This is a genomic window from Marinobacter sp. LA51 (assembly GCF_030297175.1).
GTDB classification, from domain to species: domain Bacteria; phylum Pseudomonadota; class Gammaproteobacteria; order Pseudomonadales; family Oleiphilaceae; genus Marinobacter; species Marinobacter apostichopi.
Genome location: NZ_AP028070.1, coordinates 2,412,394 through 2,435,249, shown reverse-complemented (window position 1 = coordinate 2,435,249; position 22,856 = coordinate 2,412,394). Strand labels below are relative to the sequence as shown.

Annotated in this window: 20 protein-coding genes; 13 read left to right on the top strand and 7 right to left on the bottom strand. The window is 58.2% G+C overall.

Annotated elements, in window-relative coordinates:
- The first annotated feature begins 7 nt into the window (after positions 1-7).
- Genes QUE89_RS11160 through QUE89_RS11150 form a run of 3 tightly spaced genes read left to right on the top strand, consistent with a single transcriptional unit; the run spans position 8 to position 2,564 of the window.
- Entirely contained in the window at positions 8-508 is a 501-nt protein-coding gene (locus QUE89_RS11160) for a L,D-transpeptidase family protein (protein WP_434784070.1), read from the top strand.
- Positions 509-531: 23 nt separating this feature from the next.
- Positions 532-1,779: a mechanosensitive ion channel family protein gene (locus QUE89_RS11155; RefSeq protein ID WP_286220157.1), complete on the top strand. Its 1,248-nt coding sequence runs from the start codon at positions 532-534 to the stop codon at positions 1,777-1,779.
- Entirely contained in the window at positions 1,776-2,564 is a 789-nt protein-coding gene (locus QUE89_RS11150; protein ID WP_286220156.1) for an S-methyl-5'-thioinosine phosphorylase, read from the top strand. The genes QUE89_RS11155 and QUE89_RS11150 overlap by 4 nt, the downstream gene beginning before the upstream one ends.
- Here QUE89_RS11150 and QUE89_RS11145 read toward each other — a convergent pair.
- Both QUE89_RS11145 and mfd read right to left on the bottom strand, forming a co-directional pair.
- On the bottom strand, positions 2,539-3,345 hold the full coding sequence (locus tag QUE89_RS11145) for a CsiV family protein (RefSeq protein ID WP_286220155.1): 807 nt from the start codon (positions 3,343-3,345) through the stop codon (positions 2,539-2,541). The two genes, QUE89_RS11150 and QUE89_RS11145, sit on opposite strands and share 26 nt — an antisense overlap.
- Before the next feature lie 32 nt (positions 3,346-3,377).
- Positions 3,378-6,908, bottom strand: a complete 3,531-nt coding sequence (mfd, locus tag QUE89_RS11140; protein WP_286220154.1) for a transcription-repair coupling factor — start codon at positions 6,906-6,908, stop codon at positions 3,378-3,380.
- A gap of 258 nt (positions 6,909-7,166) precedes the next feature.
- Here mfd and QUE89_RS11135 point away from each other — a divergent pair, with 258 nt between their 5' ends.
- From QUE89_RS11135 to sthA, 10 genes are all read left to right on the top strand, one after another.
- Positions 7,167-8,570 carry a glyceraldehyde-3-phosphate dehydrogenase gene (locus QUE89_RS11135; protein WP_434784108.1) on the top strand — a complete coding sequence of 468 codons (1,404 nt, stop codon included), beginning with the start codon at positions 7,167-7,169 and terminating at the stop codon, positions 8,568-8,570.
- Between the two features lie 348 nt (positions 8,571-8,918).
- Positions 8,919-10,265 (top strand): Na(+)-translocating NADH-quinone reductase subunit A, encoded by a 1,347-nt coding sequence (locus QUE89_RS11130; protein ID WP_286220152.1) that lies wholly within the window; start codon positions 8,919-8,921, stop codon positions 10,263-10,265.
- Between the two features lie 4 nt (positions 10,266-10,269).
- Entirely contained in the window at positions 10,270-11,478 is a 1,209-nt protein-coding gene (locus tag QUE89_RS11125) for an NADH:ubiquinone reductase (Na(+)-transporting) subunit B (protein WP_286220151.1), read from the top strand.
- Positions 11,471-12,274: a Na(+)-translocating NADH-quinone reductase subunit C gene (locus QUE89_RS11120; RefSeq protein ID WP_203300392.1), complete on the top strand. Its 804-nt coding sequence runs from the start codon at positions 11,471-11,473 to the stop codon at positions 12,272-12,274. Before QUE89_RS11125 ends, QUE89_RS11120 begins: the two co-directional genes overlap by 8 nt.
- Positions 12,275-12,276: 2 nt before the next feature.
- Entirely contained in the window at positions 12,277-12,942 is a 666-nt protein-coding gene (locus tag QUE89_RS11115; RefSeq protein WP_041341889.1) for an NADH:ubiquinone reductase (Na(+)-transporting) subunit D, read from the top strand.
- Positions 12,942-13,550: an NADH:ubiquinone reductase (Na(+)-transporting) subunit E gene (gene nqrE / locus QUE89_RS11110; RefSeq protein ID WP_138439551.1), complete on the top strand. Its 609-nt coding sequence runs from the start codon at positions 12,942-12,944 to the stop codon at positions 13,548-13,550. Before QUE89_RS11115 ends, nqrE begins: the two co-directional genes overlap by 1 nt.
- Positions 13,551-13,587: 37 nt before the next feature.
- Positions 13,588-14,814: an NADH:ubiquinone reductase (Na(+)-transporting) subunit F gene (gene nqrF, locus QUE89_RS11105; protein WP_286220149.1), complete on the top strand. Its 1,227-nt coding sequence runs from the start codon at positions 13,588-13,590 to the stop codon at positions 14,812-14,814.
- Positions 14,815-14,823: 9 nt separating this feature from the next.
- Complete coding sequence (locus QUE89_RS11100; RefSeq protein WP_434784069.1) at positions 14,824-15,873, top strand: FAD:protein FMN transferase; 1,050 nt, start codon at positions 14,824-14,826, stop codon at positions 15,871-15,873.
- A 25-nt stretch (positions 15,874-15,898) separates the two neighbouring features.
- Complete coding sequence (gene nqrM / locus QUE89_RS11095) at positions 15,899-16,147, top strand: (Na+)-NQR maturation NqrM (protein WP_286220147.1); 249 nt, start codon at positions 15,899-15,901, stop codon at positions 16,145-16,147.
- 58 nt (positions 16,148-16,205) lie between these two features.
- Positions 16,206-17,597: a Si-specific NAD(P)(+) transhydrogenase gene (gene sthA, locus QUE89_RS11090; protein WP_286220146.1), complete on the top strand. Its 1,392-nt coding sequence runs from the start codon at positions 16,206-16,208 to the stop codon at positions 17,595-17,597.
- Positions 17,598-17,604: 7 nt separating this feature from the next.
- Here the strand turns inward: sthA and QUE89_RS11085 are convergent, their stop codons facing one another.
- From QUE89_RS11085 to dusA, 5 genes are all read right to left on the bottom strand, one after another.
- On the bottom strand, positions 17,605-18,405 hold the full coding sequence (locus QUE89_RS11085; RefSeq protein ID WP_286220145.1) for a glycerophosphodiester phosphodiesterase: 801 nt from the start codon (positions 18,403-18,405) through the stop codon (positions 17,605-17,607).
- Positions 18,402-19,529, bottom strand: coding sequence for a 3-deoxy-7-phosphoheptulonate synthase (locus tag QUE89_RS11080; RefSeq protein WP_286220144.1), 1,128 nt, complete (start codon positions 19,527-19,529; stop codon positions 18,402-18,404). Before QUE89_RS11080 ends, QUE89_RS11085 begins: the two co-directional genes overlap by 4 nt.
- A 44-nt stretch (positions 19,530-19,573) precedes the next feature.
- On the bottom strand, positions 19,574-20,020 hold the full coding sequence (locus QUE89_RS11075; RefSeq protein ID WP_286220143.1) for a tellurite resistance TerB family protein: 447 nt from the start codon (positions 20,018-20,020) through the stop codon (positions 19,574-19,576).
- Between the two features lie 44 nt (positions 20,021-20,064).
- The gene (gene tal / locus QUE89_RS11070) at positions 20,065-21,030 is read right to left on the bottom strand and encodes a transaldolase (RefSeq protein ID WP_286220142.1); all 966 of its coding nucleotides are present in this window, start codon (positions 21,028-21,030) and stop codon (positions 20,065-20,067) included.
- A 117-nt stretch (positions 21,031-21,147) separates the two neighbouring features.
- On the bottom strand, positions 21,148-22,110 hold the full coding sequence (dusA, locus tag QUE89_RS11065) for a tRNA dihydrouridine(20/20a) synthase DusA (protein WP_286222873.1): 963 nt from the start codon (positions 22,108-22,110) through the stop codon (positions 21,148-21,150).
- Positions 22,111-22,856 lie beyond the last annotated feature (746 nt).

Genomic DNA, 22,856 nt, shown 5'->3' with positions numbered 1-22,856 from the left:
AACCGGCTTGAGTAACGACAGCAGTTCTGACCAGAACATCCACATCAGTCTTGAGCACCAGTGTCTGACTCTGGTTGATGGCAATGGCTCGATACTGGCCGAATACCCGATTTCAACCGCCCTTAATGGGCCCGGAGAGCAGGACGGCAGCGGCTGCACGCCACGGGGCAGCCATTATGTCCGCGCCATGATCGGCGATGGCCAGCCCATGTACACTGTCTATCGTGGCCGTCGGCCCACCGGCGAAATCCACTCCCCCGAACTTGCCGCCCAGCACCCCGCCCGCGATTGGATACTAACCCGCATTCTCTGGCTTTGTGGCCGCGAAACCGGCAAAAACCGGGGTCCCGGGGTCGATACTTTTCGCCGCTTCATATACATTCACGGCACACCTGACACAGAGCCCATGGGCGTGCCGCTTTCCCATGGCTGCGTTCGTATGCGCAACGACGATGTGATTGACCTGTTCAACCGGGTCAGCACCGGTATTGCCGTCTCTATCTACTAACTCCGATTGGTCCGAGGAAATCGATGATCGAAAAAGCAACTGCCATGGTGGATGGCTGGATCGAAAGTTTTGATTTGCTGCCCCAGGAGTGGCGGGTAGGCCTTGTCGTCTTCGCCCTGGTATTCGGCACCGCGACAGTCGCTTACCTGGCCAGCTATTTCATAGGTGCGCTTGAGCGTAAATTCAGCAATACCCGGAACCTGTGGGACGACGCCCTTTTGCACGCAGCCCGCAAGCCCCTCGTTGGCTTTGTCTGGCTGCAGGGCGTTTACTGGGCGGCGGAAGTGGCCCACAAATATTCCGATGCTACGATCTTCGAGGCCAACGAAACCGTCCTGAAGATGGGCTTTATCTGGATTCTGGTGTGGTCGCTGCTGCGTCTGATTAAGCAAAGCGAGAAGATTTTGGTCTCGCCTATGAAGATGAAGACGCCCATGGACTACACCACCGTGAACGCGGTGAGTAAGCTCTCCCGGGCGGTGGTCATCATTACCGCTGTGCTGATTGCCATGCAGTCTCTCGGCTACAGTATTTCCGGTGTGCTGGCGTTTGGTGGTGTCGGTGGTATTGCCGTCGGCTTTGCCGCCAAGGATCTCCTGGCCAACTTCTTTGGTGGCTTCATCATCCATCTCGACCGTCCGTTCAAGGTCGGTGACTGGGTGCGTTCGCCTGATCGCGATATAGAAGGGGTGGTTGAACACATCGGCTGGCGCCTGACCACTCTGAGAACCTTTGATCTTCGCCCACTTTATGTCCCCAATGCGGCCTTCACCACCATAGCCGTTGAGAACCCGTCCCGGATGCGGAACCGTCGGATCAGCGAAACCATCGGTATTCGCTACGCCGATGTCAGTCAGATGGGCGATATCGTCGGCGACATCCGTTCGATGCTGGAGAACCACGAGGAGATCGATCAGGATCAAACCCTGATCGTAAACTTTGTTGCCTTTAACGCCTCCTCCCTGGATATCATGGTGTACACGTTCACCAAGACCACCAAGTGGGTAGAGTTCCATGAGGTGAAGCAGGACGTGCTGTTGCAGATCAGCAATATCATTGAGGGTTACGGCGCTGAAGTTGCCTTCCCGACTCGCACCTTGCACCTGCCAGAGGGTGTTCGGTTGGCCAACGGCAAGGCCGGCAAGAAGGATGACTCAGACCAGTCAGACGAATCCGAAGCGGCGGACCATCGTAAGTCCAAAACTACTGCCAGCGAGTCCGGTCAATCGACCCGCTACGGCGATGCCGAAGCTGAAGGAGAAGGCGAATGAGCGCAACGGCTGGACGCAGCCCCGTCGGTATCATCGGTGGTACCGGCCTGACTACCTTGTCAGGCCTGGAAATCACCGGCGAACGAGCGCTGGAAACATCCTGGGGCGCGCCATCAGGGCCGCTGGTTGACGGTCGGCTGGGTGAGCAGGAAGTGGTGTTCCTGTCCCGCCACGGCAACCCGCACCGGATTCCGCCGCATCAAGTGAACTACCGGGCGAACCTGCGCGCGCTTTACGATGCCGGTGTTCGCACTGTGGTTGGGGTGAACGCCGTGGGTGGCATTCATTCAGAGATGGGGCCTGCCCACATTGTCGTGCCCGATCAGATCATCGATTACACCTGGGGCCGCCCCAGCACCTTCTTTGAGGGTGAGCTGGATGAAGTGACCCACATTGATTTCACCTGGCCGTACGATGAAGAGGCTCGTAGGATCCTGATCGACGCGGCCCGCGCGCAGGGCACGCCGTGTTCCGATTTTGGTGTCTACGGAGCAACCCAGGGGCCGCGGCTGGAAACCGCCGCTGAGATCGCTCGCATGGAGCGGGATGGTTGTGATCTTGTGGGGATGACGGGCATGCCCGAGGCCGTTTTAGCCGCTGAACTGGGCATGCGCTATGTCTGCCTGGGGCTGGTAGTGAACTGGGCCGCGGGTAAGTCGGACCACATCATTTCCATGGAAGAGATCCATGAGGCCATCGACAAGGGCATGTCCGGAGTGAAGGGCATGCTGGAAGTGTCGATGGCCGGCCTCGGCGGTCTTACTCCGAAGCCTCAATCTTCTTGAAGAATACCAGCACGCCGATCGTCGGCGAGTCCAGGAAGTGAATTTCCTCGCTGCGCATTCTCCGGTTTTCACGAATCCAGGTCAGTAGCTCCAGCGGTGCTGCCGCAGGAGCCTGCTGAGCCTCAAGGCCGGTGGGCTGCGCCGTGAGTTCATTGGCCTCGGCATCCGGATTTCCGGCGCCGCCCAGGTCGGCAGTGGCGGTATCGCTCTGGCCTTGTTCCGCTGGTACGGCTGCTGCCATCGCGCCTTCCACTTGCTGCCAGTGATTCAGATTTACGTCAACGTGCAGGTAACGCTGGCGATCAATTGTAATATTGCCTTCAATCTCACGGGTGTCGCCACCGGAAAGCCAGTCGCCCACGGCAACCCGCAGAGGTGCGCCTTCGTAGCCCGGAGGGAAAGCCTCGTACCAGCCTGCGGCGACCAGCACCCGATAGCGCCCGCTGCGCTCAAGTCGCTGTACCGCACCGTTCAGATGCAATTCGCCGCGCGGGGCAAGGTCGAGGGTGGTTTCTGTCACGCCGCCCCGGTCGACCGTCTTCAGGATCTCACCTGACTCCAGCGTGGGTTCAACCTTCCGGTTCGCCATCTGCTCATTGACCGCTTCGGGTTCAATGATCCGCTCAAGAATCACCAACTCCGCACGGTAATAGTTATCCGGAATGGGCTGGCCATTGGCGCCCGAATCCTGAGCCTGTGTGGTCAGTGACAATGTCAGCAGCAGCGCTGTCCATACAGTGCGTGCCGTCCATCGGCCGCCACGATTACCATCAATCTGCAAGGGTATTACTCCATGTGTGAATCGGGCTTTCATCAGGCGCTGGCGGTCGCTTTTTCCGGCCCCAGTTCGCCCAGCATGTTGGAAATGCCGTCGAGTTTACCACCGGTCGACGCGTCCTTCAGCCGAAAACGGAAGCTGTTGGCACCCTCGAGTCGATACTGGTCCGGCGCGGATTGCACCTTTTTAACCAGCACCAGCGGATCAACCGGTGTCGAGCTGCCAAATTCCAGTCGGGTCCATTCCTTGCCAGCGTCGATCTGGACAATGCCCAGGGCTTCCGCGTGCAGCCGAAGTTCGGTTTGCCGAACCAGGTTCTTTGCCGGCTCCGGTAATAATCCGAAGCGGTCGATCATCTCAACCTGAAGTTCTTTTAATTCAGCCTTGCTGCTCACGCTGGCAATGCGTTTGTACAGCATCAGGCGGTTATGAACATCCGGCAGGTAATCGTCCGGGATCAGCGCCGGAATCCGCAGGTTCATTTCGGTGCCGTGGCTGAGGGGCAGATCGGCGTTGGGCGTGCGGCCTTCGCGAATGGCTTCCACCGCTTCATCAAGCAGCTGCATGTACAGGGTAAAGCCGATGCTCTCGATCTGGCCGCTCTGTTCCTCGCCCAACAGCTCGCCGGCGCCCCGGATCTCCAGATCGTGGGTGGCGAGCATGAAGCCGGCGCCCAGATCCTGGGATTCTGAGATGGCGTCCAGACGCTTCTTGGCGTCTGCGCTGATCGAGCGCGGTGGCGGTGTCAGCAGGTAGGCGTAGGCCTGGTGGTGCGAACGACCAACCCGCCCACGCAGCTGGTGCAGCTGGGCCAGGCCAAACTTGTCGGCCCGCTCGATAATAATGGTGTTGGCGCTGGGGATGTCGATACCGGTTTCGATGATGGTACTGCACACCAGCACATTGAAACGCTTGTGGTAGAAGTCCGACATGATCTGTTCCAGCTCGCGCTCACGCATCTGGCCATGGGCGACGCCCACGCGGGCCTCAGGAATGAGCTGGCGCAGGTCCTCGGCGGCTTTTTCAATGCTGGCGACGTCGTTGTGCAGGAAGTACACCTGGCCACCCCGGAGGATTTCCCGCAGGATCGCTTCCTTTACCATGGCGTCGTCGCGCTGGCGCACGAAGGTCTTTACCGAAAGCCGCCGGGCCGGTGGCGTGGCGATGATCGACAGATCACGCAGGTGGCCCATGGCCATGTTCAAGGTTCGCGGGATCGGCGTCGCGGTCAGGGTCAGCATGTCCACTTCTGCCCGCAGAGCCTTGAATCTCTCCTTCTGCTGAACCCCGAACCGGTGCTCCTCATCAATGATCACCAGGCCCAGATTCTTGAACTTGATATCGCCCTGAAGCAGCTTGTGGGTGCCGATTACGATGTCGGCCTTTCCGGTCTCGATGGCGTCCAGAGCTTTACTGGTCTGGCTGCCGCTGCGGAAACGGCTGAGCAGTTCCACGTTAACCGCGGTATCCGAGAACCGGTCCCGGAAAGATTCATAGTGCTGTTGTGCAAGCAGGGTAGTGGGTACCAGTACTGCTACCTGTTTGCCGGAATAGGTCGCCATGAAGGCGGCGCGCATGGCCACCTCGGTTTTACCGAAGCCGACATCGCCGCACACCAGCCGATCCATCGGGCGCTCGCCGGTCATGTCCTCGATCACCGCCTGAATGGCCACTTCCTGGTCCGGGGTTTCCTCAAACGGGAAACCTGCGGCGAAGGATCGGTAGGCCTCTTTCGGGTTATCGAAGATAAAGCCCTTGCGCGCCTCGCGGCGGGCGTAGACATCCAGCAGCTCGGCCGCAGTATCCCGGATTTTCTCCAGGGCCTTCTGTTTGGCCTGGCTCCAGCGCTCGGTGCCCAGTTTGTGCAGGGGCGCGTGGTCGCTGTCGTTGCCGGCGTAACGTGAGATCAGGTGCAGGCTGGAGACCGGCACATAGAGTTTGGAGCCGCCGGCGTATTCCAGCATCAGGAATTCGTTCGATTCGCCCCCGGCGTCGATAGTCTCCAGGCCTTTGTAGCGGCCCACGCCGTGGTCAATGTGCACGACTGGCGCGCCAATACGCAGTTCGGAAAGGTCGCGGTAGCCAGCATCGTCGGTTTCGGTTGGCTTCTGGCGGCGCCGACGCTGCAGTACCCGCTCGCCAAACAGAGCAGTCTCGGTAACCAGGGCAATCTGTTGTTCCGGCAGGGCCAGGCCCTGTTCCATCGGCGCGATGGTGATGCCGAGTGTGCACTTGTTGTCGTCCAGGAAGGCTTGCCAGCCGTCCTGGGTTTTCAGCTTCAGGGATTGTTCGCCCAGGTTCTCGATCAGGGCTTCCCGGCGACCGGAGGATTCCGCACAGATCAGCACACGGCCAGTGAATTCATTGAGGAACCGCTTGAGCCGGCCCGCCGGGTCGGCAGCGCGGCCGTCCATGGCAATGTCCGGCAGGCTTTCCGCCGGGCAATTCACTGCGCCGGAGCCGGAGGCTTCCTCGGCCTGGGTGGTTACCCGCGGAAAGTCTTTCAGGTGGCCAAAGAGTTCATCGGTCTGCAGGAATAGCCGGGTTGGCGGCAGAATAGGGCGCAGCCGGTCGTGTCGGCGGTCTTCATAACGATTGCGGGTTTCCGAATCGAACAGGCTGACCGCCTCGTTCAGGCCTTCGGCAGTAAAGACCTGAGTCTGGCCCGGCAGGTAATCGAACAGGGTGGCGGTGTGATCGAAAAACAGCGGCAGGTAGTACTCAATGCCCGGTGGCGTGATGGCGTGAGTGACGTCCTTATAGATAGGTGCGTCTTTGTCGGCGTCGGGGAATTGCTCGAACCAGCGGCCTCGGAAACCGGAGCGCGCCTCTTTGTGCCAGGGGAATTCGAACGCCGGTAACAGTTCAATGCGCTCGATCCGGTCAATGGAGCGCTGGGTTTCCGGATCGAAGGTGCGCAGGGTTTCTATTTCATCGTCAAACAGGTCGATCCGGTAGGGCAGGTTGGAGCCCATCGGGAAAATATCCAGAATCGCACCCCGTACCGCGTACTCGCCATGCTCATACACATTCTCCGCGTGCCGGTAGCCGGCTGAATCCAGCTGCATGCGCCAGGTATCGATGTCCAGCGACTGGCCCACTTCCAGTAGCAGGGTGTTGCCCTGCAGGTAGTCCGCTGGCGGCAACCGGTGCATCAAGGTTCGCGCCGGCACAACCAGCACGCCGTGGCGGGTGGAGGGCAGCCGGTGCAGGGTGCGGATACGCCGGGACGTAATGTCCTGGTGTGGCGAGAACAGATCGTAGGGCAGGGTTTCCCAGTCCGGCAGTGACAGCAGTTCCAGGCCGTCGTCGGTAATGGCGGCGCCGTCTTCATCTGCCGGCAGTCCCAGGAAAAAGCGCATGGCCTGTTCCAGGCGAATGGCATCACTGGTGCTGCGGGTAATCACCAGGGTCAGGCCGTGGTGGACTCGTGCGCTCTCGCAAATAGCCAGGGCATCGCTGCTGCCATGGAGTTGGCCCCAGGTGCGGTGATCAGCCTTTTTTTCCGGAAAAGCCGGGGCGATCAGCGAAAGGGGCGTTCGGGGTGTGGATGCACCTTTACTCATGGGCAGTCTTGTTCTCCTGCTGTGGGTGACCGGGAGACGGCGAGGCGCGTATTCTACCGCTCGCACCTGCGGGTGTCATGGTTATGGCCGGGTGTTTACGAAATCATGAACTGACTGTATTTGCCGTGGGCGCGTTTAAATTGGATAATGTGCGCCGCAATTTCTTACCAGTGCTAACCAGAGGTCCCAACTGTGAGCCACGAACAGATCAATCAGCACCTGTCTAACTGGACGGAAAGAGAGTCCACCGCGGAAGCCATGATTCCGCTGATCGGCCGTCTCTACCGCAAGAACAATGTGGTCACGTCCGTGTACGGTCGTGCCATCATCAACCAGTCGGTGATCGACATCATCCGTGCCCACCGGTTTGTTCGCCAGGTGGAAGACAGCGAACTGTCTGTTCATGACACACTGCCGATCCTGCAGGCCATGGACTCTATGGAGCTGGGCCGCGCGCACATTGATATCGGCAAGTTGGCCGTTAAATTCAAGGAAGCCGGCGGTGATCTGAATGAATTCCTGACGCGCGAAATCGGCCAGATTGTTGGTCAGTACGCTGCCCAGTCAGAAGAAGAAGCCAACAACGACACCAAAGACGTTGTACTTTACGGCTTCGGTCGTATCGGCCGGCTGCTGGCCCGGATCATGATCGAGAAAGCCGGCGGCGGTAACAACCTCCGCCTGCGCGCTATCGTTGTCCGTAACGGCGGTGCTGAAAACGACCTGGAAAAGCGTGCCAGCCTGCTGCGTCGTGACTCCGTGCACGGTCCGTTTGACGGCACCATCACCGTGGATGAAGAGAACTCCGCCCTGATCGCTAACGGCAACTTCATCAAGGTGATCTACTCCGATGGTCCGGACAAGGTGGATTACACCGATTACGGCATCAACAACGCCATCGTGGTGGACAACACTGGTAAGTGGCGCGATGAGGAAGGCCTGGGTCTGCACCTGAAGTCCAAGGGCGTTAGCCGCGTTATCCTGACAGCACCGGGTAAGGGCGACATCAAGAACATCGTTTATGGCATCAACAACGACTGGATCACCGAAGACGACAAGATCCTGTCAGCCGCCTCCTGTACCACCAACGCCATTACTCCGGTACTGAAGGCGATTGATGACGAGTACGGCATTGAAGACGGCCACGTTGAAACCGTTCACTCCTACACCAACGACCAGAACCTGATCGACAACTACCACAAAGGTAGCCGTCGTGGTCGCAGTGCGCCCCTGAACATGGTTATCACCGAGACCGGTGCTGCCAAGGCCGTTGCCAAGGCGCTGCCGGAGCTGAAAGGCAAGCTGACCGGCAACGCGATCCGGGTTCCGACCCCGAACGTGTCCATGGCGATCCTGAACCTGAACCTGAAGAAGGACGTGGACGTAGAGGGTGTTAACGAGTATCTGCGCGATATGGCGTTGCACTCCGAGCTGCAGAAGCAGATCGATTTCGTGAACTCACCGGAAGTGGTTTCCACTGACTTCGTTGGCTCACGCCACGCCGGTGTCGTCGATGCCCAGGCCACCATCGCTGGTGGCAAGCGCCTTATCCTGTACGTGTGGTACGACAATGAGTTCGGCTACAGCGCCCAGGTGGTTCGTGTTGTGAACCAGATGGCAGGGGTAACTTACCCGATCTTCCCGAAACGTGCACGGGACTGATCCAAACACGCCGTAACGGTTGTGTACTACCCTTAAAACCCCGGTAACGAAAGTTGCCGGGGTTTTTCTTTGCCAAATCTGTGGCGTGCTCGGTTTACGATCAGGCACAAAGCCGTTCTGCTTTCTGGTGGAAATAGGTTTCCTTAATCTCTATAATTGGCGCGATTTTGGGTATGTCTGGCTTTCAGTTTCTCATCATTTCCAGCGTCGGAGGATAAGCCGCATTCGAACGGCTTCCGCTTTCGCTACTTGGGGCAACCATCTGGTGTAATCCTGAGAGGAAACCTGGGCCGCAGAAGCCGGACGTGAATAATCCATAAACTAGTTTCTGATGACTGGATGAGGCTAATGATCAAGATCAAGAAAGGCCTGGATCTTCCCATCAGCGGCGCTCCCGAACAGACCATTACAGAGGGCAAACCCGTTCGCCACGTGGCGTTGATCGGTTTTGACTACAACGGCATGAAGCCGACGATGGCTGTGAAAGAAGGGGACCGCGTCAAGCGCGGCACGCTGCTGTTCACGGACAAGAAGACCGAAGGCGTTCGTTATACGTCACCCGCCGCGGGCGTGGTGAAAGAAATCAACCGTGGTGACCGTCGCGTTTTTCAGTCGATCGTTATCGAGATCGATGGTGACGAAGCGGAAACCTACGCTCGTTACAACGACGCGGATCTTGCCGGCCTTGAGCGCCAGCAGGTTGTCGACAATCTGGTGGAGTCCGGTCTGTGGACGGCGTTTAGAACCCGCCCCTACAGCAAAGTCCCAACCATCGACAGCGCGCCCCATTCCATTTTCGTGTCTGTAATGGATACCAACCCGCTGGCCGCTGACCCGACTGTCATCATCGGCGAGAACAGCGCAGCGTTCGAGAAAGGCCTGGAGATTCTGACCAAGCTGACTCAGGGCAAGGTATTTGTTACTGGCAAGCCAGGCTCCAACGTGCCTGTGCCCAAGAACGATGCCGTTGAAGTGCATCAGTTCGACGGCGTGCACCCGGCCGGCAATGTTGGCACCCACATCCACTATCTGGATTCGGTGTCTGGCAGCAAGACCGTCTGGTCGATCAACTACCAGGACGTTATCGACATCGCACAGCTGTTCATCACCGGTGAAGTGCCGGTTGAGCGCATTGTAGCGATTGGTGGCCCCAAGGCGCTGAAGCCGCGTCTGGTTCGCACCCGTATCGGTGCCAGCCTGCCGGAGCTGCTTGAAGGCGAAGTCAGCAACGATGCGGAAGTGCGCGCCATTTCCGGTTCGGTGTTCGGCGGACGTCGTGGCGATGGCCCCTGTGCCTACCTCGGCCGTTTTGCCAACCAGGTTTCGCTGCTGGAAGAAGGCACCAAGCGCGAGTTCATGGGCTGGTTGTCTCCGGGTCCCAATAAGTTCTCCATCCTGAATATCTATCTGTCGAAACTGGCGAGTGGCAAGCTGTTCAACTTTACCACCACCACCAACGGCAGTGAGCGGGCCATGGTTCCGGTAGGCGCGTATGAGCAAATCATGCCGCTGGATATCCTGCCGACCCAGCTGCTGCGCTCCATCATCGTTGGCGACACTGAGATGGCACAGAAACTCGGTGCCCTGGAGCTGGATGAAGAAGATCTGGCGCTGTGCACGTTCGTGTGCCCGGGTAAATATGAATACGGTCCGATTCTCCGCGAGAACCTGACCCGAATCGAGATCGAGGGCTAAAACGATGGCTATCAGACAGTTTCTCGATGGAATCGAGCATCACTTTGAAAAAGGTGGCAAGTACGAGCGCTGGTATTCGCTGTACGAAGCCGTCGATACGATCTTCTACACACCGGGCAAGGTAACCTCTACCACTGCCCACGTGCGTGACGGCGTTGATCTTAAGCGCATCATGATCACGGTATGGATGTGTACCTTCCCGGCCATGTTCTTCGGTATGTGGAACATCGGCTTCCAGGCCAACAGCTACCTCGCAACCACTCCGGATGCCATGGTCGGCGACGGCGGCCTGCGCACGGCCTTCATCAACGCACTGGCAGTGACCGGTGCCGGTGCAGGCTGGCTGGATAACTTCATCTACGGCATGGCCTACTTTATTCCCATCTACGCGGTGACGTTCATCGTCGGCGGTTTCTGGGAAGTATTGTTCGCCACGGTTCGTCGTCACGAAGTGAACGAAGGCTTCTTCGTTACCTCCGTACTGTTCGCACTGGTCTGCCCGCCCTCCATCCCGCTGTGGCAGGTGGCTCTGGGCATCACCTTCGGTGTGGTAATCGGTAAGGAAGTGTTCGGCGGTACTGGCAAGAACTTCCTGAACCCGGCCCTGACCGGTCGTGCTTTCCTGTACTTCGCTTATCCGGCGCAGATCTCCGGTGACACCGTATGGACCGCGGTTGACGGTTTCAGTGGCGCTACCGCCCTGAGCTGGGCTGCCAGTGGTGGTCTGGAAGCACTGGAAGCGCAGATCGGCTGGATGAGCGCATTCATGGGCACCATTCAGGGCTCCATGGGTGAGACCTCTACGCTGGCCGTACTTCTTGGCGGTATCATCCTGCTGATTATGAAGATCGCCAACTTCCGCATTGTCGGGGGTGTGCTGATCGGCATGATTGCCACGTCGCTGCTGTTTAACATCGTCGGCTCCGAGACCAATCCCATGTTCGCCGTTCCGGCACATTGGCATCTGGTGATGGGTGGTTTCGCGTTCGGCATGATGTTCATGGCCACTGACCCGGTATCCTCGGCGATGACCGACACTGGTCGCTGGAGCTTCGGTATCCTGGTTGGTGTGATGACCGTGCTGATCCGGGTAGTCAACCCGGCGTTCCCGGAAGGCATCATGCTGGCCATCCTGTTTGCAAACCTGTTCGCGCCGCTGATGGATCACTACGTGGTTCAGGCCAACATCAAACGGAGGCTCGCACGTGGCTAAAGCTAAAGAAACTGTCTCCAGAACGCTGATTGTTGCTCTGGTCCTGAGTATTGTGTTTTCCGTGGTGGTATCTGGTGCCGCGGTAATGCTCCGCCCAGCGCAGATTCAGAACCAGAATCTGGACATCAAGACCAACATCCTGTCCGCTGCCGGCCTGCTTGAAAAGGGCGCCAGCGCCGATGAAATCGAATCGCAGTTTGAGCAGTTCGAAGTTCGTCTGGTCGATCTGGACACCGGTCAGTACGTTGAAGCGTCTGACGTGGGTGTACAGGATCCGATGAAGTACGACATGTACAAAGCCGCTTCCGACCCGCAGATGTCTACCAACATCCCGTCGTCTGAAGACAAGGCCGGTATCAAGCGTCGTCCGAACGTTGCCAAGGTCTACACCATGAGCGAGAACGGCGAAGTTACCCGCGTGGTGCTGCCGATTCACGGTTACGGTCTGTGGTCCACCCTTTACGGCTTCATTTCCCTGGAAGGCGATCTGAACACCGTTGAAGGTCTCGGTTTTTACGCGCACGCTGAAACTCCGGGCCTGGGTGGCGAAGTCGACAACCCGCGCTGGAAAAAGCAGTGGGTGGGCAAGGAAGTCTACGACGGCGAGCGCGCCGATCCGAAGATTCGTCTGGTTAAAGGTGGCGTGAGTGCCGATGCTGCTGACAAAGAGCACAAGGTAGATGCCCTGTCCGGCGCGACTCTGACAAGCCGTGGTGTCGAGCAACTGGTTAACTACTGGATGAGCGAGCGCGGCTACGCACCATTCCTACAAAAACTGCGTGAAGGGGAGGTCTGATCATGGCAGATGCATCGGCCAAACAGGTTCTCTTCGAACCGATTTTTAGCAACAACCCGATCGCGCTGCAGATCCTTGGTATCTGCTCCGCGTTGGCGGTAACCACCAGCATGAACGTGACTATCGTCATGTGTCTGGCGGTCATCGCGGTAACGGCATTCTCTAACCTGGCGGTATCGCTGGTTCGGGCTCAAATCCCGGGCAGCATCCGTATCATCGTGCAGATGACCATCATTGCCTCTCTGGTAATCGTGGTTGACCAGATCCTCAAGGCCTACGCCTACGAGATCAGCAAGCAGCTGTCCGTATTCGTTGGTCTGATCATTACCAACTGCATCGTGATGGGTCGTGCCGAAGGCTTCGCCATGAAGAATGGCCCCTACCTGAGCTTCCTGGACGGTATCGGTAACGGTCTCGGTTATTCCGTGCTGCTGCTGTTCGTAGCGTTCTTCCGGGAACTGCTGGGTGCGGGCTCACTGTTTGGCGTGACACTGCTGCCGACTGTCAACGAGGGTGGCTGGTACATCCCGAACGGTCTGTTGCTGCTGCCGCCGAGCGCGTTCTTCATCATCGGTCTGGCAATCTGGGGCCTGCGGGTCTGGAAGCCAGAGCAGGTTGAAGAGGCGGATTACAAAATGTCTCGCCACACCGCCAAGGAGGCCTTCTGATGGAACATTATATCAGCCTGATTGTTAAGGCCATTTTCGTTGAGAACATGGCTCTGGCTTTCTTCCTGGGTATGTGTACCTTCCTGGCGATCTCCAAGAAGATCGAGGCGGCTACCGGTCTGGGTATCGCGGTAGTGGTTGTTCTGACCGTCACCGTGCCGGTGAATAACCTGCTGTACAACAGCATCCTGCGTGAAGGCGCCCTTGATTGGGCTGGTCTGCCAAACGTAGACCTGAGCTTTTTGGGCTTGCTTACGTACATTGGTGTAATCGCAGCGCTCGTACAGATCATGGAAATGGTACTCGACAAGTACATTCCAGCGCTCTATGCGGCCCTCGGTGTGTTCCTGCCACTGATTACAGTGAACTGCGCCATCCTGGGTGCGTCACTGTTCATGGTTGAGCGGGACTACACCTTCGGTGAGAGTGTGGTGTACGGATTCGGTGCCGGCGTGGGCTGGGCCCTGGCCATCATTGCGCTGGCCGGCATTCGCGAGAAGCTGAAGTACAGTGACGTTCCGGAAGGCCTGCGTGGCCTGGGTATCACCTTCATCACTGTGGGTCTGATGTCCCTGGGCTTTATGTCCTTTTCCGGCATCTCTCTGTAACTCACCCGGTGATTCGGTTTAACGAAAAGGCGAGACCATGAATACAGAAATTATTCTCGGCGTGGTCATGTTCACCGTTATCGTTCTGGCTCTGGTCGCAGTGATTCTTGCGGCCCGCTCCAGGCTGGTAAGCACCGGTGACGTGACAATTGAGATCAACGACGATCCCGAACACACCATGAAGACCGGTGCGGGCGGGAAATTGCTGGGCACCCTGGCGAACCAGGGTATCTTCCTGTCCTCCGCGTGCGGCGGCGGTGGTACCTGTGCCCAGTGCAAATGTAAGGTGTTCGAAGGCGGCGGCGCCATGCTGCCGACCGAGAAGACCCACTTCACCAACCGGGAAGAAAAGGAAGGCTGGCGCCTGTCCTGCCAGGTTCCGGTGAAGCAGGACATGAAGATCGAAGTACCTGAAGAGTTCTTCGGCGTGAAGAAGTGGGAATGCGAAGTGGTGTCCAACCACAACGTGGCCACCTTCATCAAAGAACTGGTGCTGAAGCTTCCGGAAGGCGAAGAAGTAGACTTCCGCGCTGGTGGCTACGTGCAGCTGGAGTGCCCTCCGTACGAAATCGATTTCAAGGATTTCGACATCGAGGAAGAGTTCCACGAAGACTGGGACAAGCACAACATCTGGCGCTACAAGGCGATCAATAAGGAAGAGACCATCCGTGCGTACTCCATGGCGAACTACCCGGAAGAGAAGGGCGTCCTGAAGTTCAACATCCGGATCGCGACTCCGCCTCCAGGTACCGACCACAACCCAGGTATCATGTCGAGCTACGTGTTCAAGATGAAGCCGGGTGACAAGGTGACCGTGATGGGGCCGTTCGGTGAGTTCTTCGCCAAGAAGACCGATGCCGAAATGGTATTCATCGGCGGTGGTGCTGGCATGGCACCGATGCGCTCGCACATCTTTGACCAGCTCAAGCGTCTGAACTCGAAGCGTAAGATCAGCTTCTGGTACGGCGCGCGGAGTGTCCGCGAGATGTTCTACGTGGAAGACTTCGACGGCCTGCAGGAAGAGAATGAGAACTTCGAGTGGCACGTGGCGCTGTCTGACGCACTGCCTGAGGACAACTGGCAAGGCGAGACCGGCTTTATCCACAACGTGCTCTACGAGAAGTACCTGAAGGACCATCCGGCTCCGGAAGACTGCGAGTTCTACATGTGTGGGCCGCCCATCATGAACGCATCCTGCATCAAGATGCTGAAGGATCTGGGTGTTGAGGATGAAAACATCATGCTGGATGACTTTGGGGGTTAATTAGCTCCAATGACATCCCGCATGCTTCAACCCGTCAGGGTGGGTTTTGTCGGCACCATGTTGGCGCTGGCAGGGCTCGCTCTGGCGGGTTGTTCGTTTGAGCCAGAGGAAAAAGTCTGGGAAATCTCGGGGCCGGTGTTTGGCACCGAGTATCACATCAACGTGGTACTGCCGGGCGATCAGGCCCGGCTGGAAGCCCTGGCGGCCGGCATTGAGGGCGAGCTGGAGAAAGTGGATGCGTCCATGTCCACCTGGCGCGCGGATTCCGAGCTGTCGCAGCTGAACCAGGCCGACGATCAATCCCAGTGGATGCCGCTGTCGGAACCGCTGTATGAAGTGCTGCAGCGCGCTGGGGCGATCTCAGAGCTGACCAGCGGTGCTTTCGACGTCACCATCGGCCCGGTAGTGAACCTCTGGGGCTTCGGCCCCCAGGCACGCCCGGAGCAGGTGCCGTCGGATCAGGAACTGGCAGAGGTACTTGCTGTCACGGGGTACGACAAGCTGGAGCTGCGGGAGCAGCCACCGGCAGTGCGGGCCGAGCAGCCCCAGTACATTGATCTCTCCGCCATCGCCAAGGGTTACGGGGTTGACGCCGTTGCCCGATACCTCGACAGTGAGGGCATTGAGGCGTATCTGGTAGAGATTGGTGGCGAAGTCCGTGTAAATGGGCGCAAACCCGGGGGAGATGCCTGGCGTTTGGCGATTGAGGAACCAACCTCCGATGCCCGCCAGGTGAATCGTATTGTCGCGTTGGAAAGCAGCGCTATGGCGACATCCGGCGACTATCGTAACTATTACGAATCGGAAGGGCGCCGGTTTTCCCATACCATAGACCCTGTAACCGGGCGTCCCATTAAGCACAATCTGGCTTCGGTCACGGTGATTGCCGAAGACTGTATGTCGGCGGATGCGCTGGCCACAGGTTTTAACGTGATGGGCTTTGAGAAAGCGCACGCCCTCGCGACCCGGGAGAATATCCCGGCCTATTTTATTATTCGGACGGAAAACGGCTTCGAAACACATCAGACGCCGGCCTTTTCGTCTTACGTCACTCAGTAATGTCGCTCAATAACGGGAGGGCAACATGGGTATCTTTCTTCTAGTTTTGTTCATCGTGGTTCTGCTTGTTGCAGCCATGTCCATCGGCGTGATCCTCGGACGCAAGCCGATCAGCGGTACCTGCGGCGGCATTGGCGCACTGGGTATCAGCCAGTCCTGTGATATCTGCGGTGGCAGCCCCCAAAAGTGTGAGGAAGAGAGCGAGCGCCAGACCCAGGACAGCAGGCAGGCTGAGGCCCTCACCTACGACGCCACCAAGGCCGACAAGCACTGACACGCAATTAATAATAACGATCCAATTTTCACGACGTAGATAAGGAGTCACTGCGCGCATGGCAGAACATCATTACGACGTCGTCGTTATCGGCGCTGGGCCTTCCGGTGAAGGCGCGGCGATGAATGCGACGAAGCACGGTAAACGTGTCGCGATCATCGAAGACAAGGCCACCGTCGGCGGTAACTGCACCCACTGGGGGACCATTCCCTCCAAGGCGTTGCGTCATTCGGTGAAGCAGATCATCACGTTCAACACTAATCAGATGTTCCGCGATATCGGTGAGCCGCGCTGGTTCTCCTTTCCCCGTGTGCTGCAGAACGCGCAGAAGGTTATCGGCAAGCAGGTTAAGCTGAGAACCCAGTTCTACGCCCGCAACCGGGTAGATCTGATCAACGGCCGTGCCTCGTTCGTTGACAAGAACCGGCTGGAAATCCGTGGCAGCAAGGCGGTTGAGCACATCCACTTCAAGCAGGCGATCATTGCTACCGGCTCACGCCCGTACCTGCCGCCCGATGTGGATTTCCGCCATCACCGCATCTACAACTCAGACACCATCCTGAACCTGTCCCACACCCCGCGCACGCTGATCATCTACGGCGCCGGTGTCATCGGTTCAGAGTACGCTTCAATCTTTGCCGGCCTGGGTGTGAAGGTAGACCTGATCAACCCGACCAGCCGCCTGCTGTCGTTCCTGGACGACGAGATCTCCGACGCGCTCAGTTACCACCTGCGCAACAACGGGGTTCTGGTACGTCACAACGAGCAGTATGAAAAGGTGGAAGGCGACGACCACGGCGTAGTGCTGTCGCTGGCGTCGGGCAAGAAAATCCGCGCCGATGCGTTTCTGTGGTGCAACGGCCGTACCGGCAACACCGACTCTCTAGACCTCGACAACATTGGCCTGGTGCCCAATGGCCGTGGCCAGCTGTCGGTGGATGAGCATTACCGCACGGAAGTGGAGAACGTCTACGCCGCCGGTGACGTTATCGGTTGGCCGAGCCTGGCCAGTGCCGCTTACGATCAGGGCCGTTCTGCGTCGTCTGACATCGTGAAGGATGAGTATTTCCGCTACGTCTCGGATGTGCCGACCGGTATTTACACCATTCCCGAGATCAGTTCCGTCGGTAAAACCGAGCGTGAATTGACCGAAGCGAAGGTGCCTTACGAAGTAGGCCAGGCCTTCTTCAAGGACCTCGCCCGCGCTCAGATCACCGGCGATGCGGTGGGCATGCTGAAGATTCTGTTCCACCGTGAAAGCCGCGAGATTCTGGGTATTCACTGCTTCGGGGACCAGGCGGCCGAGATCGTTCACATCGGACAGGCAATCATGAACCAGAAAGGGGAAGCCAATTCCCTGAACTACTTCATCAACACCACCTTCAACTACCCGACCATGGCGGAAGCCTACCGGGTAGCCGCCCTGAACGGCCTGAACCGGATCTTCTGATCCGGCCTCAGCCGCCGGTGGAAACTGCCGCGCCATCGCTCGGCAACGGCTCGGATTGCGATTGGGGCAGGGGCAACAGGGCCCTGGCCCGGTTGTCGAAAAAGATGTGGGTACTGGTTGGGTAGTCGGTGATGATACTGTTTACCCCCATTTCCTCCAGCTGCAACATGTCGTGAATGCGGTTTACCGTCCAGACGGATACATGCATTTCACGCCGATGTGCGTTTTCCACCAGCTCTTTCGAGCACAGCTTCCAGTTCAAGCACAGGTAACTGCACCCTAGCCGCGTGGCAACGTTCAGGGGCCGGGGGAACTTCCGCTCCGCCACCAATCCAATCTGAATATGCTTGTTGCGCCGACGGATTTCCTTCAGAAACCAGGTATCTGATGAGGTAATGGTCGCGGTCTTATACAGGTTGCGGCGCTGAATGATCTCGGTCAGGCGGTTACACAGGATGTTCAGGCGCTGCCGAGAGTCTTTCTTTACCTCCAGTTGCAGATGCTCCAGATCGTCAAACTGGTCCAGCAGGTCTTCCAGAGTGGGAATGCCAATCTTGCGGGGCCAGGAGCTGGTGTTGCGCCGGGCGTCCATGTCGGCCAGTTCAGCCGCCGTGTAATCGCCCACTTCACCCGTATGGCTGGTGGTGCGGGTAACGGTCAGATCGTGCACCAGCACGGGGATGCCGTCTTTCGAAAGCACCAGATCCAACTCAAAATGCCGTATGCCATGGCGGTAGGCGTGAACAAAGCCAGGCAAAGTATTCTCAGGCGCCTCGCCTTTGGCGCCTCTGTGTCCGTAAACAATCATTCTGGTGGTTCACCTTGAAGGCGTTGGTAAATGGCCTGGCGTTTGGTCCAGGTGTCGTGGCATAGCCGGATATCTTCCAGATAGGCGGGTAATTCGTTCATCAACAAGGCCTGGGGGCCGTCCACCAGTGCCCGCTCGGGTTTCGGGTGGAAGTCCACCAGCACCATGTTGGCGCCGGCAATCACGCCCTGTGCGGTGGCGTGCATCACATCCAGAATGCCGTCCGGCGAACGGTCCCGGCTGCCCACCGAATGGGACGGGTCCACACACACCGGCATACGCGTTAGTCGCTTCACCGCCGGCACATGGGCAAAATCGACCATGTTGCGGTGCGGTTGTCCGGCCTCGGTCTTCATGCCCCGCAGGCAGAAGATCACCTTGGCGTTGCCTTCGCTGGCCAGGTACTCGGCGGCATTCAGGGATTCGTTCAGGGTGATGCCAAAACCGCGCTTGAGCAATACGGGATACTCGCTTTGGCGGCCAATCGCCTTCAGCAACTCAAAATTCTGGGTATTCCGTGTGCCTACTTGCAGCATCACCCCGGTTGGGCGGCCCAGGCGTTCCAGGCAGGTGTCGATTTCCTCGATGTGGCTCTCGTGGGTGATCTCCATGGCCACCACCTTGATGCCATGCTTGCCCGCCTTCTCAAACACCCAGGGTAGGCACCCCTTGCCGTGGCCCTGGAACGAGTAGGGGTTGGTGCGCGGCTTGTAGGCGCCCATGCGGGTGCACACTTCACCGCTGTCTTGCAGGGCGCGCATCATCATGTCCACGTGTTCTGGCACATCCACCGCACACAGCCCGGCAAACACGTTCAGGTTGGACTGATTGAAGTCCACCCCGTTGTAGGTGAACCCGCTCTGGCGCCGGTCGTCTTTGTGCCGCCCTAGAATGCGGTAGTCATCGGAAATACGGATGGCCCGCTCAACCGCCGGCAGCGCCTCGATTTCTTCCTTATCCAGGCCCTTGGTGTCGCCCAGCAAGTAGATTTCCGTGAGCCGCTGGGTGGTGCCCTGTACCTCGTGCACCCGCACCGATACCCCGGGCAGGTTCTCCAGGTAATGCATGGTTTGGCGATAGGCTTCGCTGTCCAGCCCGGTGTTGGGATGAAGAATGGCTAGCATACAATCTCCTTGTGTTAGCCGGCACGCTCGTCACCCGGCACTGGTTATCCTGAATTCTCCGCCCGGTGCCGCGCCTGCATGTATTCCCGGTGATTAAGATGCAGCAGGTCCGCCATACGGCGAATAAGGTGTTCTTCGTACTTGTCGATACGGCCATCAGCAAAGGCCACGCGCCAGATACTTTCCAGCAGCGACTGCTTGGCGTTCTGATCCAGGTGCTCGTTGATCTGCCCGGTAAACTCGTACATAGAGGTGGCATCGTCGGCGTGGTCCAGGGCGTCTTGGAGGATCGCCTCGGCCTCGTCGCGGGTTACCTGATGGGCTTTCACCGCACAGTCCACAATGGCTTGCAGCTCGCGCTCATCCTCGTTGTGGTCCGCCCGGGACAACTGCACCATCAGGGCGGTGGCCGCCACCGCCAGTTGGTGGTTGTCCGGCTCCTGGTTCTCCGATTCCGGTGCGGCAAACAGCTTTTTCAGTTGATCTAACATGTTGGGGCAGTCGCACTCCTGTTAGTTCGAAAACAGTGGTGAATTCAGGCCGCTTTGGCCAACTGGCGCACCCGCTGTTCCAGTTCAATCTGATCGGCGGTAAAGCGGCGGATGCCATCGGCCAGTTTCTCGGTGGCCATGGCGTCTTCATTAGACTCCCAGCGGAACACCCGCTCGTTCACCGTGCCCAGCTTGTCCGGCGAGCTTACGCCTTCAGCCGACAATTTCCGGCTCAGCGGAGCGGTGTCATCCTGCAATTCCTGCAACAGCGCCGGGCTGATGGTCAGCCGGTCGCAGCCTGCCAGCATTTCAATCTCGCCGGTGTTGCGGAAGCTCGCGCCCATCACCACGGTGTTGTAGTCATTGGCCTTGAAGTAATTATAGATCCTGGACACCGACAGCACGCCCGGGTCTTCCGCTGCCGGGTAGCTGTCGCGGCCACTGTTGGCCAGGTGCCAGTCCAGAATCCGGCCGACAAACGGCGAAATCAGGAACGCACCGGCCTGGGCGCAGGCCGCGGCCTGAATGAACGAGAACAACAGGGTGAGGTTGCAGCGAATGCCTTCCTTCTCCAGCTGCTCGGCAGCACGAATGCCTTCCCAGGTGGACGCAATCTTGATCAGCACGCGGCTGGTGTCCACGCCTTGCCTGTCATACAGATCCACCAGCCGACGGGCCCGCTCCAGAGTACCGGCGGTATCAAACGACAAACGCGCATCCACTTCGGTGGAGACCACGCCGGGAATCAGGTTCAGGATTTCCCGCCCGGCCAGCACCGCCAGGGTATCGGTAGCAACGGTCAGCTGTTCGGCGTCGGAACCGCCGTGGCGACGGGCATCGGCAACGGCTTTATCCAGCATCGGGCGATAGGCGTCTGAGGCGGCAGCTTTCAGCAGCAGGGAAGGGTTGGTGGTGGCATCTTGCGGGCGCCATTGGGCAATGGCGTCGATGTCGCCGGTGTCGGCCACCACGGTGGTCATGGTCTTCAGTTGTTCAAGCTTGTTGGTCATTCGTGCTGTCGTCCCGATTGATCTGTTATTGAGGCATCCGACTCCCAGATGCTGGTGATTCACCTACAATAACGGGCTGCTCTGACAGGGACAAGACAACCAACGGCCTAGGGCCGATTAAGCTTCTGCAATAAGCGCCGGTTCCGGCTCCCGGACTTTCTCCAGGGCGGTCTGAATCACCTCAAGCCCGGCCCCGGACTTATAGGCATTCTCACTGATATACCGGCGGAACTGACGCCCGCCCGGCTGACCGTGGAACAGGCCCAGCAGATGCCGCGAGATGTGGGTGAGGTATACGCCGCGCTCCAGCTCGCTCTGGATGAACGGGTACATAGCCCGCAGCGCGTCATGGCGGGTGAGGGTGGATGCCGGCGCGCCAAAGAACTCGCTGTCCACACTGGCCAGCAGCCAGGGGTTGTTGTACGCCTCCCGGCCCAGCATTACACCATCGGTGTGCTGCAGGTGCTCGTGGCACTCATCAAAGGTTTTGATACCACCGTTGATGATGATCTCAAGATGCGGGTACTTCCGCTTCAGGGCATACACCCAATCGTACTTCAGCGGCGGCACATCGCGGTTTTCCTTCGGGCTCAAACCCTCGAGGATGGCAATACGGGCGTGCACGATGAAGGTCTTGCAGCCGGCGGCCGAAACCTTCTCGATGAACTCGCACAGATCATCCCAGGATTCCCGGCCATCAATGCCAATACGGTGCTTTACCGTAACCGGCAGACTGGTGGCCTCAATCATTGCCCGCACACCTTCCGCCACCTTGTCCGGGTGGCCCATCAGGCAGGCGCCAATCATGTTGTTCTGCACCCGATCACTGGGGCAGCCCACATTAAGGTTCACCTCATCAAACCCGAACTGCTCCGCCAGTTTTGCGCAATGCGCCAGCTCACCGGCATCACTGCCACCCAGCTGCAGCGCCAGCGGATACTCCGCCGGCTCATGGCGCAGGAACCGCTCGGTATCGCCATGAATCAGCGCGCCGGTAGTGACCATCTCCGTGTAGAGCAGCGCATGGCGGCTCAACTGGCGGGCCAGGTAGCGGAAATGGCTGGTAGTCCAATCCATCATCGGGGCAACGCTGAAGCGGCGGGAGGGCTCAGGCCCTGATTTTACAGGGGCTCCGCTGATGATTTGGCTGTTATCTGAGGGCACTATTTTGCTCATTAATTGCTCGATGTTGACCGTTTTCCTGATCGCGGTGCTACAGGAGTGCTACAGGAAGTGGTTTGTAGCACCGCGATCTGTGCCAGTAATTAATTCCGGTTAAAACCTTCCTAAAAGGCTTCGGTGCCTCAAGACGTTCCACCGCTTTCAGGGCGAATTCTATCAGGAAAGTGCTTGCGATGGTTTGTTCGGCTGACTCTGGCTGATAAGCGATATCCGAGCCCTAATGTCGCCAAAAAAGTACGTTTACCGTCACGAAAGCCGATTTTTCGAGGATATTCTGGATTGAAAGATGATCTTGATCCGGGATCGATACTGAGGAGAAACATAGCGCATGGCATCCATAACAACACGAAGACGTGCCGATGGTAGTAGGGCATATCGTGCTGATGTGCGGGTCAAACGCAATGGAAGCGTCGTATATCAGGAAAGTCGTACATTTGATCGTAAGGCCCTGGCGCGAGACTGGAGTAGCCGGCGGGAGCTGGAACTCCAGGAACCTGGTGCTTTGCTTCGTATGCAACACAGGGGCGTGACCCTTGAGGACTTGATTGATCGTTATTTGGACGAGTTTGGTCATAGCTTTGGGAGAAGCAAACGGCATCATTTGGAGTAATTAAAGTCGTTCGACCTAGCTGAGAAGGATGCGA